This window comes from Arthrobacter sp. E44 (genome assembly GCF_041877125.1).
Lineage (GTDB): Bacteria > Actinomycetota > Actinomycetes > Actinomycetales > Micrococcaceae > Arthrobacter.
Map to the genome: position 1 here is coordinate 231,441 of NZ_JBHDJA010000002.1, position 17,705 is coordinate 249,145.

Genomic DNA, 17,705 nt, shown 5'->3' on the forward strand with positions numbered 1-17,705 from the left:
TTTCCTACTTGCCGCGGCGAAGGTCGACGCCGAGGTCCAGGTCCTCGACGCGCACGGGCAGGGATGTTTCGAGGGAGCGGTTGCCGGCGATGCCCACGGACACCGAACGCAGTCCGTCCAGGTAGCCGGAGGGTCGGCCCAGAGGATCCTCGCCCGGTCCGTTGAACAGGTCGGACAGCAGCAGCTCGTCACCGCCGCCATGGCCGCCCTCACCATTGATGATGGGCACCTCGTAGGCAGCCTCCCAGTGGCGCTGCACCACCAGGCGCTCGCCGTTGCGGCGTACGGCGTCCTCTTCCTCGACCGGTGTGGCACTCGGGTCCACCACCGTCTTCTGGTCCGTGCTGTGCAGGACGGCGGCGCGTTCCACCACGTCGAGCTCGGCCCGGCCCTCGGTGCCGTTGACCGCCACCCGGTACCCCTCCCAAGGGCTGTGCGCGTTCAGGGAGTAGCTCAGGCGCGGGCCGCCCTGGTACTCCACCACCAGGGCCAGGTTGTCCTCGATGGTGATGCCGCTGGTGAAGACGTCCTGGTCGCGGCGGTAGCCGTCGTAGTGTTCGTTGTCCAGGAAGAGGGCCTTGAGCCGCTCATCCTCCCTGAGGTCCAGTGCGAAGGGATCCTTGTCGCCTGCGGGGGCATCGGCGTCGGGCGTTCCACGCTCGGGGCGTGGGCCCAGCCCGCGCTCGGCGGCGTTCTTGTCGCCGTAGAACTTCAGGCCGCCGGAGGCGAAGATCCGCTCCGGGACATCGTCGATCCACCAGTTCACCAGGTCGAAGTGGTGGGAGGCCTTGTGGATGAGCAGGCCGCCGGAGTTCTTCTTCTCCCGGTGCCAGCGGCGGAAGTAGTCGGCGCCGTGGACCGTGTCCAGAACCCAGCTGAAGTCGACGGAGGTGACCTTGCCGATCACGCCGCTCTGGATGATTTCCTTCAGGGCGCTGTTGCGCGGCGAGTAGCGGTAGTTGAAGGTGACCACCACGTTCCGGCCGGTCTCGTGGACGGCCTGGACGATGCGGCGGCAGCTTTCGGCGTTGATGGTCAGGGGCTTTTCAACCACCACGTCAGCCCCGGCGCGCAGGCCCTCCACGATGTAGTCGGCGTGGGTGTAGTCCGGCGTGGTGACAATGATGCGGTCGATGTTGTTGGCCTGGATGAAGGCGGTGAGTTGGCCGGGCTCGAAGGAGGCCACCGGGCCCGGGGCGCCAAGTTCCTGGATGAGCTTCTGGTAGAACTCCACCCGCCCGGGGTTCACGTCGGAGAATGCCACCAGTTCGGCAGTGTCCGCATGCTTGCCGAAAATGGCGCGGATGTACATCTCGGATCGCCCGCCGGTGCCGATCAGGGCAATGCGGGCCTTCCGGCCGTCCCCGGCGGTTGTGGCTGCTGCGGTGGCCGTGCCGGCGGCGGTGCCGGGCCGGGAGGCAGCTGCGGCCGAAGTGGTCTCGGCGGTGTTGACCATGATGGGTCCCTTTCGAAAAGCTCATTACCCGGCCGTGGGAGCGGCCGTTGACGTTCGGCGTGGTGCCCGCGGGCACCGGATGAGAAAGCGTTTTCTCGCTTCGCTATAGCAGTTGTATCAATCCGCCGGTGGGTACGTCAACCACTTTAGGCACTGGAAGAAAGCGCTTTCTAGCCGTAAGGTTCGGATCGCTCCGCGTGGGCCGGGAAAACAGCGGGAAAAGAAAGAAATCGCTTTCCCAAAGCCGTATATGCTGTCCTTCAAAGCACCTGCCTTCCGGCCTGCGCCCTCCAGGTCACTGACTGTTCCGGAGGACGCGGCCGGGCGGCGTAAAAGAAGGGTTCCCCTATGGCCAGGAAATCGGCAAGCGGCCGGATCGGCATCGCGGATGTCGCCGTGAAGGCGGGAGTTTCCCATGCCACCGTCTCCCGCGTCATGAACGGGAACTTCACCGTAGATCCGGACATTGCAGCCAGGGTCCGTGCCGCCGCCGCGGAACTGAAGTACCAGCCCAACCCGGTGGGACGCAGCCTGGCGCTCGGCAAGACGGACACCATCGGCATCGTGGTGCCGGACCTGGCCAACCCCACCTTCCAGGAGATCCTCCGCGGCCTCAGCCGGGCGGCAGCCCAGGACGGCTACCGCGTCCTTATCGCCGACTCGTTCGAAGTCTCCAGCGAAGAGTCCATCCTGGCCGGCGAAGCCCGCCGGCGGTGCGACGGGCTGGTCCTGTGCGCCCCGCGCATGTCGGATGCGGAACTGGAAGAGATTGCCCCCTCCCTGCACCCACTGGTGTTAATCAACCGCACCACGGCCACCCCTGGCGTGCCCAGCCTGGTGGTGGACTACGGCCAGGGCGTGCAGGACATCGCCGGGCACCTGGTGGAACTGGGCCACACCCGCCTGGCGTTCCTCGCAGGGCCGCCCCGCAGTGCCTCCAACGAGATGCGGCTCAGGGGCCTGGAAACCTTCAAGGCCGCCCACCCGGAGGTTGAAGTGACCATGCTGGAGGGCGGCTCGGACTTCGACACCGGCCATGAAGCGGTGGACGCCGTCCTGGCCAGCGGAGCCACCGGCATCCTGGCCTTCAACGACCTGGTGGCGATGGGCTTGATGAGCGGCCTGCACGAGCGGGGCCTGGACGTCCCCGGCGACATCTCCGTGACCGGCTTCGACGACATCCCCTTCGCCAGGTATACGACGCCGGCGCTCACCACCGGCGCCGTCCCGATCAGCGAATTGGGCGAGCAGGCATGGCACCAACTGAGGGCGCTGATCCGCCAGGAAGGCGACGGAACCTCCGGCAGCCGCTACCAGCCCCGCCTGGAAGTCAGGGCCAGCACGGGACCGGCCAAGGCACCGCGCAGCACGGTCCACGGCTGACCCACGACGACAGCCTGCCGCGGTCCGGCCGGGCCGCACGGCCGCTGCCGCCACCCGAAGCTACCCAACCCCATAGGAGGAGCCATGACGCACACCATCCAGCCCAACAATCCGGAGGCCACCCCGGCGCCGGACACCACGGACATCCCCGCAGCGCCGGCACCTGCCAAGGCTCCGTCGTCGTCCGCCCTGCCCCCAGCCCTGAAACGGCGGGTCCCCAAGTACTCCGACCTGGCCCCGCTGATGCAGTTCAAGAAGCCGGAGTTCAGCAAGGAGGCCCGGCTGAAGCGGGCCAGCACCATCTGGGAGCTCCGCGACATCGCCAAGCGCCGCACGCCCAAGGCGCCCTTCGATTACACGGACGGGGCAGCCGAAGCGGAAATTACCCTCCGCCGCGCACGCCAGGCGTTCCTGGACATCGAGTTCCGGCCGGGCATCCTGCGGAACGTATCCAGCATCGACCTCAGCACCAACATCCTGGGCAAGCCTTCACGCCTGCCCGTGGGCATCGCTCCCACCGGTTTCACCCGGATGATGCAGTCCGAGGGTGAATATGCCGGCTCCCAGGCGGCGGAGGCCGCAGGTATCCCCTACACCCTCTCCACCATGGGCACCGCCTCCCTGGAGGACGTCGCCGAGGCGGCCCCCAACGGCCGCAACTGGTTCCAGCTGTACCTGTGGACGGACCGGGACCGCTCGCTGGAGCTCATCGAGCGCGCCGCCAAGGCCGGCAACGACACCCTCATGGTCACCGTGGACACCGCCGTGGCCGGCGCCCGCCTCCGCGACGTCCGCAACGGCATGACCATCCCGCCGGCCCTGACCCTCAAGACCGTCCTGGACGCGTCCTACCGGCCGGCCTGGTGGTTCAACTTCCTCACCCACGAGCCGCTCACCTTCGCCTCGCTGTCACGCTATACGGGCACCGTGGCGGACCTGATCAATTCCATGTTCGATCCCACGCTCACGTTCGAGGACCTGGACTGGCTGCGCGAAACGTGGAAGGGCAACCTGGTGGTCAAGGGCATCCAGACCGTGGAGGACGCCCGCCGCGTTGTGGACCACGGCGCCGACGGGGTGATCCTCTCCAACCACGGCGGCCGCCAGCTGGACCGCGCGCCCATCCCGTTCCACCTGCTGCCCGAGGTCAAGCAGGCCTTCGCCAGTGACAACAGCGATGCCGCCATCATCCTGGACACCGGCATCATGAGCGGCGCGGACATTGTGGCCGCGCTGGCCCTGGGCGCCGATTTCACCCTGATCGGCCGCGCGTACCTTTACGGCCTGATGGCGGGCGGCCGGGCCGGTGTGGACCGCACCCTGCAGATCCTCGAAAAGGACATGGTCCGCACCATGGCCCTGCTGGGCGTCAGCCGGGTTTCCGACCTCACCCCGGACCACGTGCGGCTGTTGGGACAGTAGCTCCCTACTTCTTACGCCCAAACTTGGGCAGGTTGGGAAGATTCGCCAGCAGGTCGGCCGCCTTGGTGGCGGCGCGGCCAACGGTGCGTCCGATTTGCTGCGGAACGCTGTCGTCGCTCAGCGGCGCGGTGGTGCCGCCGGGAATCACGACGGCGGGGCTCAGCTCGGCGCCTTCCCGCACCAGGACAGGGGCCGGGGCTTCCTCCCCGGCCGGCTGCGCGGTTTCCAGGGGCCTTGGGGCAGGCGGCAGCGACGCCGCCACAGCGGCGACGCCCTCCCTCAGGTGGGCGGGGACTGTCTGGTCCTGGCCGGCTGGTGCGGCGGCGGCTGTGGTGCGGGTGCCGACGTCGAACGTTTCCAGCCAGGTGGCGATGCCCTCCAGCGGACCCCGATTCAAGGCGTAGTACCGCTTCTGGCCCTGCGCGCGCATGCTGACCAGCTGCGCTTCACGGAGGACTTTCAGGTGCTTGGAAATGGTGGGCTGGCTGGCCGCCAGTTCCTCCACCAGTTCCCCCACGGCTTTGTCTCCTGCACGGAGGGCCACCAGGATGTCCCGCCGCGTGGATTCCGCTATGACGGCAAATACGTCGTCTGTCACCATGCCTCCCACCCTAACGACATATACGCCGAAAGGCATCACTATTTCGGCTGCCGCTGGTGGAGCCGGCTAGTCGAACCAGGGATCCAGGCCGTGCAGCGGGAACACCGCCTTGCGGGTGGCCATGACCGTGCGGTCCACCGCGTCATTCGGGTCGAAGCCCACCTCCCAGGAACGCCACCACAGCTCCACGTCGTCCCCCATCAGGGCGGGCGCTTCCCTGCCGAACTTCTCCACCACGTACTGCCGCCAAACCTGTGGCACGGGCGTCCGCAGCGGCACGGGCCGCCCCGCGGCGATGGCCACCAGGTGGCTCCACGCCCGCGGCACCACGTCCAGCACGTTGTACCCGCCGCCGCCGGTGGCGATCCAGCGGCCGCCGCAGTACCGCTCGGCCAGATGCCCGACGGCGTTCGCTGCCTCGCGCTGTCCGTCCACACTCAGGTTGAGGTGCGTGAGGGGGTCGCTGCGGTGGGAGTCGCAGCCGTGCTGGCTCACGATCACGTCCGGTTCGAAGGCGGCCACCAACTGCGGCACCACGGCGTAGAAGGCGCGCAGCCATCCGGCGTCGGAGGTACCGGCCGGCAGCGCGACATTCACCGCCGTCCCCTCGGCTGCCGGGCCGCCGATTTCGTTGGCGAACCCTGTTCCGGGAAAGAGCGTCAGGCCGGTCTCATGAAGCGAAACGGTAAGGACCCGGGGGTCGTCCCAAAAAATGTTCTGGGTGCCGTCGCCGTGGTGCGCGTCCACATCGACGTACGCCACTTTGCGCACGCCGCCGTCGAGCAGCTTCTGCACGGCAATGGCGGCGTCGTTGTAGATGCAGAACCCGCTGGCCCGCTCCCGGGCGGCATGGTGCATGCCGCCGCCGAAGTTCACGGCATGTACGGCAGAACCTTCCAGCACCCGCTGCGCTGCGAGCAGGGACCCTCCGGCAAGGCGCGCCGCGGCTTCATGCATGCCGGCAAAGGCCGGATCGTCTTCGGTTCCCAGCCCGCGGGACTCGTCCGGCCGGGACGGGTCCGCGCTGACCCGGCGGACTGCCGCCACATAGTCGGATGAATGGACGGACTCCAGTTCCGCGTCAGATGCCACCTCAGGTGCCGCCACGTCAACATGCTCCAGGTCGAAGATACCGAGGCTCCGGGCCAAGCGGGCCGTCAGCTCCATTCGCTCCGGCGCCATGGGGTGGCCCGGGCCGAAGTTGTAGGCTGTCATGTCAGGACTCCACGCCACCACCGTTGGCGGCGCGGGTTGGCTGAGGCCGGGCAGGTATGTCATCAATCACAGGCTACCCGAGCCCAGCCTGCCGTCCGCCCGGCCAGGACGCCGGCTTTAGTGGTTTACTACTGAAGGAAGCCGTTTCAACCGAGGAAAAGCCACACATGACGCAGAGCCAGTCAAGGCCCCGGACCCCGGCCATCTGGCACCCCCCGGCACAGGAGCGGGAGGGCCTCTGGATCCTGACGCGGCTGCGCGACTTCATTGACGACATCGCCAACACCACCCCGGCACGGCTGGCGCTAACGGCCTTCGCCGCCGTATGCCTCGTATTCACCTTCCTGCTGTCCCTGCCGGTGTCTTCGGCCAACGGAACGCCCACCCCCCTCGACGAGGCCCTGTTCACCGCAGTCTCGGCTGTGTGCGTCACAGGCCTCACGGTGGTGTCGACGGCGGTCCACTGGTCCTTCTTCGGGCAACTGGTGATCCTGGTGGGCATCTTCATCGGAGGCCTGGGAACCTTGACGCTGGCGTCCTTGCTGGCCCTGATGGTGAGCAAGCGGCTGGGTGTGCGCGGCAAGATCATTGCCGCCGAGTCCATGAACAACGCCGGGCGCCTGGGCGAGGTGGGTACCCTGCTCCGGATCGTCATCACCACATCGGTGGTGATCGAGGGCATCCTGGCGCTGGCGCTGATCCCGCGGTTCCTCGCCCTGGGCGAGCCCTTCTGGCAGTCCGTCTGGCACGGCATTTTCTATTCCATTTCGTCGTTCAACAACGCCGGATTTACCCCGCACTCGGACGGCATCGTGCCCTATGAGACGGACCTGTGGATCCTCATCCCGCTCATGGTGGGGGTCTTCCTGGGCAGCCTGGGGTTCCCCGTGGTGATGGTCCTGCAGCAGAACGGCCTGAACTGGAAGAAGTGGAACCTCCACACCAAGCTCACCATCCAGGTGTCCCTGATCCTCCTGGTGGCTGGGGCATTCCTCTGGGCACTGATGGAGTGGGACAACGTCCGGACCATCGGTTCCATGGGCGTGGGCGACAAGATCACGCACGCGCTGTTCGCCTCCGTGATGATGCGCTCCGGGGGGTTCAACCTGGTGGACCAGAACCAGATGGACTCCACCACCATGCTGCTGACCGACGCCCTGATGTTCGCCGGCGGCGGTTCGGCGTCGACGGCCGGCGGCATCAAGGTGACCACCATCGCGGTGATGTTCCTGGCCATCATCGCCGAGGCCCGGGGCGATGCCGACGTCAAGGTGTACGGCCGGACCATCCCGCAGGGCAGCATGCGGGTGGCCATCTCCGTGATCGTTGCCGGCGCCACCCTGGTGTCCGTGTCCGCGTTCCTGCTGCTGCACATCAGCGGCCAGTCGCTGGACCGCGTATTGTTCGAAACCATCTCGGCGTTCGCCACGGTGGGTCTCAGCACCAACCTGAGCGCCGAGGTGCCGCCCGCCGGGGTCTACGTCCTCACGGTGCTGATGTTCGCAGGCCGTGTGGGCACCGTAACCCTCGCCGCCGCGCTGGCCCTGCGCCAGCGCAGCCAGTTGTACCACTACCCCGAAGAGAGGCCGATCATTGGCTAGTTCCACAGACGCCCCCCGGCGCCCCGCCCACAACTCCCCGGTCCTGGTGATCGGGCTGGGCCGCTTCGGATCATCCACCGCAGAGCAGCTGGTCAAGCAGGGCCGGGAAGTGCTGGCCATCGAGCGGGACCGGAACCTGGTGCAGAAGTGGGCACCCCTCCTGACCCACGTGGTGGAGGCCGACGCCACCAATATCGATGCGCTGCGCCAGCTCGGCGCCCAGGAGTTCAGTTCCGCCGTCGTCGGCGTGGGCACCTCCATCGAGTCCTCGGTGCTGATCACCGTCAACCTGGTGGACCTGGGCATCGAGCACCTCTGGGTCAAGGCCATCACGCCCTCGCATGGCAAGATCCTGACCCGGATCGGCGCCAACCACGTCATCTACCCGGAGGCTGACGCCGGCGTGCGCGCCGCGCACCTGGTGTCCGGCCGGATGCTGGACTTCATCGAGTTCGACGACGACTTCGCCATCGTCAAAATGTACCCGCCGCGCGAAACCGTGGGTTTCACCCTGGACGAGTCAAAGGTCCGGTCCAAGTACGGCGTCACCATTGTGGGGGTGAAGTCCCCGGGTGAGGACTTCACCTATGCGCGGCCCGAGACCAAGGTGTCCTCGCGGGACATGCTGATCGTTTCCGGCCACGTGGACCTGCTGGAGAGGTTCGCAGCGCGCCCCTAGCCGAGCTGCTTGGTGATTTCGGCTGCGCGGTCGGCGGCCGCCCTGGCGCCGGCGGCGATGATGGCCGGGATGCCCTGTTCGTCGAAGGTGGCAATGGCGCGTTCCGTGGTGCCGTTGGGGCTGGTGACCGCCTTGCGCAACGCTGCGGGGTTTGCCCCGGGCTCGGCCAGCATGAGGCCTGCCCCAGCCACCGTTTCGCGCGCAAGCAGCAGGGACAGTTCACGGTCCAGGCCCAGCTTTTCGCCCGCGTTGGCCATGGCTTCTGCAAGGTAGAAGGCGTAGGCCGGCCCGGATCCGCTGATGGCAGAGAGCGCATCCACCTGCTCCTCAGGGACCTCAACGACGGTCCCGGCACCCTTCAGGATGTCCTTGACCAACTGAAGCTGCTCGGGGGTGCAGTGCGTTCCCGGCGACACGGAGACGACGCCGCGGCCCAGCTTTGCCGGGGTGTTGGGCATGGTCCTTATCACCGGCTGCCCGGCCGGCAGTGCGGCCTCAAGCTGGGCGATCGACACGGCCGCGGCCACGCTGACCACCACGGTGTCCGGTGACAGGGCGGGGCTGATTTCCCGGGCCAGGTCCGCGATGCCCACCGGCTTGACGCCAAGGATGACGACGGCGGATCCCTTGGCGGCCTGTCTGTTGTTGTCGGGCTCTTCCTCGCCCGCGATGGCAGTGATGCCGTGGTACCGTTCGGCCAGTTCCGAGGCGCGCTCAGCGCGGCGGACGGTGGCCACCACATCCCCGGGGTCCGTTCCTGCCTTCAGCAGGCCGCCAAGAATGGCTTCGTTCATGGATCCACAGCCAAGGAATGCGATTCGGTTGCTCATGCCTCCATCATTGCAGGAGGCGGGCATTCACAGGCAACTCCCATCTTCACCGCAGGCAGCACACAACTTACGGTCCTAACGTAGTTATTACCTCATTGAGGGTGCGAGTGATGCGGCAGGCATGGGGATGCCTGCCAGGGCACCGGCGGCGTGGCAACAGGTTTTCCCCCATTTTCCTGTTGCCCGCCCCGGTGCTTCCGCTTTTAACCGCGGGCTTTCAACAGCCAGGGCTTCGCCGGGGAGTACGACGGCGGCAGGCAGCAAGGCGCCCGGCGTCTAGACGGGTGCATCCACCGACTGCGCGGCGGCCACGTGGGGCGCCGGCTGGAGCGGGCCGGAAAACACCAGCTGGTCCAGGCGCCGCAGGATGAGCCCTTCACGCAGGGCCCACGGGCAGATGCGCAGCTTCTTGAACTTGAACATCTCCAGGGCGGCCTCAGCCACCAAAGCGCCGGCAAGCAGCTGGTGGGCCCGTGCCTCGGACACGCCGGGAAGATGCAGCCTGTCTTCCGAGCTCATGGCCGAGATCCGCTGGGTCCAGATGCCCAGGTCCGAGGCGTGCAGTTCGCGTTTGACGTAGGGGCCTTCAGCGCTGGGGGCGGCACCGGCGATCCGGGCCAGGGAACGGAAGGTCTTGGACGTACCGGCCACCACGTTTGCCCGGCCCAGGCCGTCGAACTCGCGGACCGCTGGCTTGAGCGTGGCCCTGATATAGCGGCGGAGTTCCTTGACGCTCTTTGCCGACGGCGGGTCGCCGGCAAGCCAGTCCCTGGTGAGCCTGCTGGCGCCCAGCGGCACGGAGGTGGCCACCTCGGGCAATTCGTCCTGGCCGAAGGCCATTTCGAAGGAACCGCCGCCGATGTCCAGGTTCAGGATGGGGCCGGCACCCCACCCGTGCCAGCGCCGGACGGCGAAGAACGTCATGGACGCTTCCTCGCTGCCCGTGAGCTCCTGCAGGGTCACCGTGGTTTCGTGCTTGACCCGGGCCAGGACCTCGGGGCCGTTGGTGGCCTCGCGGATGGCCGACGTACAGAACGCCAGCAGGTCCTCGGCCTTGTGCCGGGCAGCGAATTCCCAGGCTTCCAGGACGAATTCGGTCAGCTCGTGCTGGCCTTCGTCGCTGATGCTGCCGTCCGGTTCGAGGTACTGGACCAGGGACAGCGGCCGCTTGTGCGATGCGAACGGGACCGGCTGCGCGCCGGGGTGGGCATCCACCAGGAGCAGGTGGACAGTATTGGAACCAATATCGAGGACGCCTAGACGCATGGGGACATTATTGCTCGTCAGCGCGCTTGAAGTCGCGCCGGATGTTGGCCACGCCCTCGGGGTTGATCTCAAAGCCGTAGGCGGCTCCGGGGTTGATCACCATGCCCAGCTCATCGCCGAGGTTGGCGATGATGGCTGCCCCCTGCGTGCCCAGCACGTTCGGGGCCGCTTCCAGGTACTGCTGGTCCACCCTGCTGGGGTGCGAAAAAACGGCGAGGACGGGGTCGCCATCGGCGTTGGCCAGGACCAGCGGCTCCACCTGGGAGTCCACGCCTTCCACCGTGTCCGAGCTGATGATGTAGACCTCGCTGTTGAGGAACGACAGGATGACGTCCACGGGGTTCGCGTCAGGCTGCCCGCCAGTGGAGAGCTTCTCCTCAAGGTCGTTGAGCGGATTGGTGTCGTCGATTCCCTGCTGTTCAGTCATACAACTAGCCGATCACGTTGTGCCCTGCACCGCAAACAGAGTCGCTGTCTTGACGCGAAATCGCCGGAAGAATGCGGTCTCGCCGGTTCTTTCCAGCGAGACCGCACCGTTCCGGCGAACTCGGCGATCCCAGCGCTACTTCTTCGCCGTTGCCTTCTTCTTGGCCGGAGCCTTGCGGGTGGCGGTCCGCTTGACCGGACCCTTGGCGCGTTTCTCGGCCAGGAGTTCCACGGCCTGTTCGCGCGTCAGTTCCTCGAGGGGCGTGGCCCGCGGAACCGTGATGTTGGTGATCCCGTCGGTGATGTAGGGGCCGAACCGGCCTTCCTTCACCACGATGTTCTTCTCGGACACCGGGTCCGGGCCGAACTCTGCCAGCGGCGGAACCGCGGCACGGGCGCCCCGCTGCTTGGGCTGGGAGTAGATCTCCAGCGCCTGCTCCAGCGTGATGGTGAAGATTTCCTCTTCCGAGCCGATGGACCGGGAGTCGGTTCCCTTCTTCAGGTACGGGCCGAACCGGCCGTTCTGCACCGTGATGAGGTTGCCCTCGGCGTCCTCGCCCAGGACGCGGGGCAGGCTCATGAGCTGCAGCGCCTCGTCCAGCGTGACCGATTCGACGGTCATGGATTTGAACAGCGAACCGGTGCGCGGCTTGGCCTTGACCGGCTTCTTGGGCGGCTTGGGCTTGCCGTTCTTGTAGTACTCCACCGGCTGCGCCGCAATTTGTTCCTCGGTCATCTCCGGGATGATTTCGGTGACGTAGGCGCCGTAGCGGCCGTTCTTGGCAACAACGGTGTGGCCGGTGTGCGGGTCGGTGCCCAGCACGCGTTCCTCCGGCGCCGCCGTCTCCATCAGTTCGATGGCCTTGGCGGCGGTGAGCTCGTCGGGGGCCAGGTCCTCGGGCACATTGGCGCGCGCCGATTCGACGATTTCGCCGGTCTTCGGGTCCACCACTGCCGCCGAGCTTTCCAGGTAGGGGCCAAACTTGCCCACCCGGAGGGTGATGTCGTCGGTGATGGGGATCGAGTTGATTTCCCGGGCATCGATCTCGCCCAGGTTGTTCACGATGCTCAGCAGGCCGGGGTCGGAGTCCTCGCCGAAGTAGAAGTGCCGCAGCCATGACGCGCCGGCTTCCTGGCCGTTGGCGATCTTGTCCAAATCGCCTTCCATGTCGGCGGTGAACTCGTAGTCCACGTAGTCGGAGAAGTGCTGCTCCAGGAGCCGAATGACCGAGAAGGCGATCCAGCTGGGCACCAGCGCGGAGCCCTGCTTCCGGACGTAGCCGCGGTCCTGGATGGTGGAAATGGTGGAAGCGTAGGTGGACGGGCGGCCGATGCCCTTCTTCTCCAGTTCCGCGGTGAGGGATGCTTCGGTGTAGCGCGGCGGCGGGGAGGTCTCGTGGCCCACGGCCTGGATGTCCGTTGCGGTGAGGGAGTCGTCCTTGGCCACGTTGGGCAGCCGGCGGGCTTCGTCGGAGTCGTCGTCGCCGCGGGTCTCGTCCTTGCCTTCCTCATAGGCGGCGAGGAAGCCGGGGAACGTGATCACGGTGCCGGAGGCGGAGAACTCGGCGTCCCGCCCGTCGGTGGACACGGCACCCAAGCGGATGGTCGCCGTCGAACCCTTGGCATCGCCCATCTGGGAGGCGACGGTGCGCTTCCAGATGAGTTCGTACAGGCGGAACTCGTCCCCGGACAGCTGTTTCGCCACCTGGGCAGGCGTGCGGAAGGAGTCACCGGCGGGACGGATGGCCTCGTGCGCTTCCTGCGCGTTGGCGGCCTTGTTCGAGTACACACGCGGGGACTGCGGCACGTATTCCGGGCCGTACAGCTCGGACGCCTGCCGGCGGGCGGCGGTGACGGCCTCGTCACTCAGCGCCGAGGAGTCGGTACGCATATAGGTGATGTAGCCGTTTTCATACAGCCGCTGGGCGATCTGCATGGTGCTCTTCGAGGAGAAGCGCAGCTTGCGGCCGGCCTCCTGCTGGAGCGTGGAGGTGGTGAACGGGGCAGCGGGACGGCGCGTGTACGGCTTGGTGTCCACTGAGCGGACACGGAAGTCCGCGTTCTGCAGTCCGGCCGCCAGGGACGTTGCCAGTTCCTCGTTGAGGTGGGCCACGTTCCGGGAGGTGAGCTCACCGTTGTCGTTGAAGTCGCGGCCCGTCGCCACCTTGGCGCCGTTCACGGCGGCAAGCTTGGCCTTGAACGAGCCCGATTCCGCGCCGAACTGGCCGGTCAGGTCCCAGTAGGAGGCAGCCTTGAAGGCCATCCGCTCGCGTTCGCGGTCCACCACCATGCGGGTGACCACGGACTGCACGCGCCCGGCGGAGAGGCCGCGGGCCACCTTGCGCCACAGCACGGGCGAGATCTCGTAACCGTAGAGGCGGTCCAGGACGCGGCGGGTTTCCTGGGCGTCCACCAGGTCCTGGTCCACGTCGCGCAGGTTGCCCATGGCGCGCTGGATGGCTTCCTTGGTGATTTCGCCGAACGTCATCCGGTACACCGGGACCTTGGGCTTGAGTACTTCCAGCAGGTGCCACGCGATGGCTTCGCCCTCGCGGTCCCCATCTGTTGCGAGATAAAGTTCGTCGGCGTCCTTGAGGGCGGCCTTGAGCTCGGTGACCTTTTTCTTCTTGTCCGGGGACACCACGTAGTAGGGCTTGAAGTCGTGGTCAATGTCGACGGCGAACTTGCCCACTGAGGTCTTTTTCAGCTCTGCAGGCAGTTCGGACGGCTGCGGCAGGTCCCGGATGTGACCGATGGAGGCCTCCACGATGAAGCCCTCGCCCAGGTACTTGGCGATGGTCTTGCTCTTGGCCGGAGACTCCACGATCACGAGTTTCTTGCCGGTTTTGGCCTTGCTTGGCACGGTGCTCCTACAGAAAAAGGTTGCTGGGGCAGATGAGCCCATGTTCGCCTAGTTCACCATATTTTGGGGAATCGTGCGCATTCATGTGGAAAAGACGGGGCTCCATTGCGGGCTTACGGGGGCGTCCCGTCAGGCAGGGATCCCGGCCGGGATGAGGAAGCCGTCGCGGACCAGATTGGCAACGTCCGCGAGCAGCGCACCCTGGAAGGACCCGGCGTCGAAGGCTTCCTCGCCGCCAAAACCCCCGCCCAGGAGGGCCTCCAAAGCGCCGGCAATCTGCCCGGCGGTAAGGTCGCCGTCGCACGCTGACACGAACCCGGCCAGCTCGGTGCTCATCAGGTTCGTGCGGCGCAGCCCGGCACCCTGCCGGAGCAGGATCACGCCTGGGTGCTCGGCGCCGGGGCGCTGGTGGCGTTCCTCGGTAACGTCGTCCGCCACCAGCAGGTGCGTGTTGCCAAGATCATGCGCAGCGAGCCAGTCACAACGGTCGACGGCGGCAGCCAGGTGGGGGCCGATGGGCTGCTCGATGGGGTAGGTGAGTTCCTCGAAGCGGCTGATGGCGGCCGGCACGCCGCTGGCAGGGCGGCGCAGCCACACCATGCCGAAGCCGATCCCGGCCACATTCCTGGAGGCGAAATCCGCAAGGTAGGCCGCGTACGCCTCCCGGTAGTGCTGCCGGTCGCGGGATTCCGAGGCGTCCTGCAGCCAGGTTTCGGCGTATTGTTCCGGGCTGACCTGCTCGCGCTGGATGAACCAGGCGTCCGTGCCCGGCTGCACCCAGGACCTGGGCCGTTCGTCCCAGGCGTCATCCGCTGGGACTTCCCAGTTCCCCAGCATCTGGGCCCAGCCGCCGGGCGCCAGGATGCCGGGCAGGTCCGCCACCAGGGACGCGACAATCTCATCTCCCGGCAGGCCGCCGTCGCGGTAGGTGAACTGGTCCGCGGCATCCTCGCCCGCGCTGCGCGGGGTGATAACGAACGGCGGGTTGGAGACCACCAGCCCGAACTCCTCGCCCGCGACCGGCTCCAACAGGGAACCCAGGCGCAGGCTCACCCGGTCCTCGAGCCGGTCCGGGTCCACCGAAAGCGCCTCAGCATTCAGCAGGATGTTGAACCGCGCGTAGGCCAGGGCCCGCTCGGAGATGTCAGTGGCGGTGACATGCTGGCAGTGGTGCAGCAGGTGGAAGGCCTGGATGCCGCAGCCCGTGCCCAGGTCCAGTGCGCGCTGGGTGTGGCGGCGGATGGTGGTCTGGACCAAGGTGGTGGACGCCTGCCCGATGCCCAGGACGTGGTCGTGCCTCAGCACGCCCGCCTGCTGATGGGCGGCAAGGTCGCTGGCAACCCACAGCTCCGCTCCGCCGCTGCCGTCATCATTCTTGTCCCAGCCGTACGGCCGCAGGTCTGCCTTCGCAGTGAGCAGCGCCGAGCCGGGGACGGGCTGCACCAGCCCCAGTTCCAGGAGGCCTTCCACGCCGGTATCCGGCAGCGCAGCGTCGAGCGTTTCCCGCTCCTGTGGCTCGGCGAGGAGCCAGAGGCGGACGATGGCGGCAAGCGGCACCACGCGGTTGTCCTCCCTTACAGCCTGCTCGGCAGCGAGCAGTGCGGGAATGGTCTGGTCCCGGTTCAACGCCGCAGAGGCCGTGGGGCCCAGGAGCCGGGCAACGCCGTCGAGCGTGTAGTCCAGGCGGCGCAGGTCCGCAGCAAGCGCGGCCAACAGGCCGGGGAGGTCGCTGCGGGGAGCGTCGGGGGTGTTGCCGGCGGTGAACTCGTAAGGGGATTTAGGCACCGCTCAAGTTTAGTCCGGCATGGCTGCGGGGTACGGTGGAGCCATGCCTTCCCGCCTTTCCCCCGTTCCGTGTGCCCGCACGGCCGCCTCGTTTGCCCCCATGGAAGGCTCGAGTGTCCGGCGCTGGCTGCGGGGGCCGGCGGCTGCCGCGGTACTCGGCCTGGCCCTGGCGGGATGTTCGCCGGTGAGCTCGGTGGAAAATGCCGACGTTCCGAAGTGGCGGGCTACTGCCCTGCCATCATCTCCGGCCAACGTGGTGCTGCAGGACTCGGGGAAGATCCTCAACCGGGACCGCATCGTGCAGGAAGCCGCAAGGGTGCCCGCCGGCAGCTACACCCTCGCGGCGGTGTGCGACGGCACGGGCAAGGCATTCTTCGCCGTGTCGCTGGACGGCAAGGCCGTGGCGGAAGCCGGGGCAGCGTGCAATGGCCGGCAGGAATCCACCAGGATCACCCTTCCAGCCGCCGGACGGGTGGAAATCAGCACCTCCAGCGTGGACGCTCCGCTGCTCTACGCCTACCGGCTGGTGCCCGCGCAATAGCCCCTCCTCCGGCTCTGGCCCGCCGCCCGTTGCGGGCATAAGGTCGGACTATGCCCAGCGTGCGGAGAAACTCCGCGCCCCTTACCCGAGGGACAGCACGGGCGCCCCTGGCACCGAAGCCGGCGGCCGCCGTCGCCCTTGGACTTGTGCTTGCGGCAGGTGCGCTGGCGGCCTGTGAATATACGTACGACGACCGCGCCGGAAGCGCGCAGGATACCGCTACCGTCGCCCCGGCGCCGGCCTTCACCCGCGACCCGCTGCAGCAGGACCCGGTCAGCGACGCCGAGCTTGGCGACTGGGTGTCGCGGGCACTGCCTGAGAGCACCGGTCCCGTGGTCCAGGCCGATGCCGGGCTCCTGGGCGCCGGGGAGGTACGGCATGTTTCGTCACCGGTACTTGAGACCGGAACCTACATCCTCGCCATCGCCTGCCGGAGCCAGCGCCGGGTGACCTTTACGGTACGCACCGAAACCCTCACCTTGGTGGACTTGGCCCTGCGGTGTGGCATCAACCGCGAAAACGTCATCTACCTGTCAACGGACAGCGTCCTCACGGTCCGGGTGGAGGCCAGGACGCCTGCCAACTACGCCTTCCGCGTTCGCCGGCTTTGAACGCGTCTGCTACGCCGCTGCGCAGCCGTCCGGGCAGCGGAGGGTTTCCGGGCTGGCCGCACACTCAGCGCAGTACAGCGTCAGGGTCCGGCAGCTGGGGTTGGAGCAGTTCTCGAACTTGTTGGTGGGTGCGGAGCAGCGGGCGCACGCACCGATGGTCTTGGCGTCCTCGCTGAACTCCAGGTGCATCCGCTTGTCGAAGACGTAGAGCGAGCCTTCCCAAAGTCCCTGGTCCTTGAATGCTTCGCCGTACCGGACGATGCCGCCGTCCAGCTGGTACACCTCTTTAAAGCCGCGGTTCACCATCAGGCTGGAGAGCACCTCGCAGCGGATGCCTCCGGTGCAGTAGGTGACCACCGGTTTGTCCTTCAGGGCGTCGTACTTGCCGGAGTCCAGCTCCTTGATGAAGTCATGGGTGGTGGCCACGTCCGGGACCACCGCGTCCTTGAACCGGCCAATTTGCGCTTCGAACGCGTTCCGTCCGTCGAAGAAGACCACGTCCTCGCCGTCCTGCTTCCTGGCCTCGACGAGCTCGTGCAGCTGCTCGGGCTTGAGGTGCTTCCCGCCGCCGACCACTCCGTCCGCGTCCACCTTGAGTTCTCCGGGAGCACCGAAGGAGACGATCTCGTCCCGCACCTTCACGCTGAGCCGCGGGAAGTCCTCCGCGCCGCCGTCGGACCACTTCACGTCGATGCCGCGGAAGCCGGGGTATTCCCGGGTGGTTTTGACGTACTGCTTAACAGCGCGGATTTCCCCGCCCACCGTGGCATTGATCCCGTCCTTGGAGATGAGGATGCGGCCGGTCAGGCCCAGCTTCTCGCACAGCGCGCGCTGCCAGAGCCGCACCGCTTCGGGATCGGCGATGGGGGTAAAGCCGTAAAAGAGCACAATCTTGTTCAAAGCCACGTATTTAAGGGTACCGGCTGGGCTGTCTGTCCCTGCCTGCCCCGCATAACCCAGCCCTGGTGCTCATCACAATTGCATAAGCACTTCCACACCCCCTGTTGCTGGCGATCGGGCTGGAAT

The 17,705-nt window shown here is 67.0% G+C and carries 15 protein-coding genes; 6 read left to right on the top strand and 9 right to left on the bottom strand.

All coding sequences use genetic code 11. The annotated features are described in order from the left end of the window. Positions 1-4 precede the first annotated feature (4 nt). On the bottom strand, positions 5-1,456 hold the full coding sequence (locus ACETK3_RS03215) for a Gfo/Idh/MocA family protein (RefSeq protein ID WP_373992512.1): 1,452 nt from the start codon (positions 1,454-1,456) through the stop codon (positions 5-7). A 348-nt stretch (positions 1,457-1,804) separates the two neighbouring features. On the opposite strand from ACETK3_RS03215, the gene ACETK3_RS03220 reads away from it, so the two are divergent. Together ACETK3_RS03220 and ACETK3_RS03225 are read left to right on the top strand one after the other, a co-directional pair. Further along, positions 1,805-2,839, top strand: coding sequence for a LacI family DNA-binding transcriptional regulator (locus tag ACETK3_RS03220; protein ID WP_142132684.1), 1,035 nt, complete (start codon positions 1,805-1,807; stop codon positions 2,837-2,839). Between the two features lie 84 nt (positions 2,840-2,923). Continuing rightward, the gene (locus ACETK3_RS03225) at positions 2,924-4,261 is read left to right on the top strand and encodes an alpha-hydroxy-acid oxidizing protein (protein WP_373992513.1); all 1,338 of its coding nucleotides are present in this window, start codon (positions 2,924-2,926) and stop codon (positions 4,259-4,261) included. Between the two features lie 4 nt (positions 4,262-4,265). On the opposite strand, the gene ACETK3_RS03230 is transcribed toward ACETK3_RS03225, so the two are convergent. After that, entirely contained in the window at positions 4,266-4,862 is a 597-nt protein-coding gene (locus ACETK3_RS03230; protein WP_236799563.1) for a helix-turn-helix transcriptional regulator, read from the bottom strand. Between the two features lie 66 nt (positions 4,863-4,928). Next, positions 4,929-6,140 carry an acetoin utilization protein AcuC gene (locus ACETK3_RS03235; RefSeq protein ID WP_373992514.1) on the bottom strand — a complete coding sequence of 404 codons (1,212 nt, stop codon included), beginning with the start codon at positions 6,138-6,140 and terminating at the stop codon, positions 4,929-4,931. Between the two features lie 104 nt (positions 6,141-6,244). On the opposite strand from ACETK3_RS03235, the gene ACETK3_RS03240 reads away from it, so the two are divergent. Together ACETK3_RS03240 and ACETK3_RS03245 are read left to right on the top strand one after the other, a co-directional pair. Beyond that, positions 6,245-7,678, top strand: a complete 1,434-nt coding sequence (locus tag ACETK3_RS03240) for a TrkH family potassium uptake protein (protein WP_236799565.1) — start codon at positions 6,245-6,247, stop codon at positions 7,676-7,678. Then, positions 7,671-8,357 (top strand): TrkA family potassium uptake protein, encoded by a 687-nt coding sequence (locus ACETK3_RS03245; RefSeq protein WP_142132679.1) that lies wholly within the window; start codon positions 7,671-7,673, stop codon positions 8,355-8,357. The genes ACETK3_RS03240 and ACETK3_RS03245 overlap by 8 nt, the downstream gene beginning before the upstream one ends. Here ACETK3_RS03245 and proC read toward each other — a convergent pair. The 5 genes from proC to ACETK3_RS03270 all read right to left on the bottom strand — a co-directional run bounded on the left by proC (position 8,354) and on the right by ACETK3_RS03270 (position 15,527). Further along, positions 8,354-9,187 carry a pyrroline-5-carboxylate reductase gene (proC, locus tag ACETK3_RS03250; protein ID WP_142132678.1) on the bottom strand — a complete coding sequence of 278 codons (834 nt, stop codon included), beginning with the start codon at positions 9,185-9,187 and terminating at the stop codon, positions 8,354-8,356. The two genes, ACETK3_RS03245 and proC, sit on opposite strands and share 4 nt — an antisense overlap. Before the next feature lie 276 nt (positions 9,188-9,463). Beyond that, positions 9,464-10,453, bottom strand: coding sequence for a Ppx/GppA phosphatase family protein (locus ACETK3_RS03255; RefSeq protein ID WP_236799566.1), 990 nt, complete (start codon positions 10,451-10,453; stop codon positions 9,464-9,466). Between the two features lie 7 nt (positions 10,454-10,460). Next, positions 10,461-10,880 carry an SseB family protein gene (locus tag ACETK3_RS03260; RefSeq protein WP_236799567.1) on the bottom strand — a complete coding sequence of 140 codons (420 nt, stop codon included), beginning with the start codon at positions 10,878-10,880 and terminating at the stop codon, positions 10,461-10,463. 135 nt (positions 10,881-11,015) lie between these two features. After that, positions 11,016-13,742, bottom strand: a complete 2,727-nt coding sequence (topA, locus tag ACETK3_RS03265; RefSeq protein ID WP_306968029.1) for a type I DNA topoisomerase — start codon at positions 13,740-13,742, stop codon at positions 11,016-11,018. Between the two features lie 129 nt (positions 13,743-13,871). Then, the gene (locus ACETK3_RS03270) at positions 13,872-15,527 is read right to left on the bottom strand and encodes a methyltransferase (RefSeq protein WP_306968027.1); all 1,656 of its coding nucleotides are present in this window, start codon (positions 15,525-15,527) and stop codon (positions 13,872-13,874) included. Between the two features lie 43 nt (positions 15,528-15,570). Here ACETK3_RS03270 and ACETK3_RS03275 point away from each other — a divergent pair, with 43 nt between their 5' ends. Beyond that, on the top strand, positions 15,571-16,068 hold the full coding sequence (locus ACETK3_RS03275) for a hypothetical protein (RefSeq protein WP_306968026.1): 498 nt from the start codon (positions 15,571-15,573) through the stop codon (positions 16,066-16,068). 50 nt (positions 16,069-16,118) lie between these two features. Further along, complete coding sequence (locus ACETK3_RS03280; protein ID WP_306968025.1) at positions 16,119-16,679, top strand: hypothetical protein; 561 nt, start codon at positions 16,119-16,121, stop codon at positions 16,677-16,679. Positions 16,680-16,688: 9 nt separating this feature from the next. On the opposite strand, the gene ACETK3_RS03285 is transcribed toward ACETK3_RS03280, so the two are convergent. After that, complete coding sequence (locus ACETK3_RS03285) at positions 16,689-17,585, bottom strand: rhodanese-related sulfurtransferase (protein WP_236820452.1); 897 nt, start codon at positions 17,583-17,585, stop codon at positions 16,689-16,691. Positions 17,586-17,705: the final 120 nt, after the last annotated feature.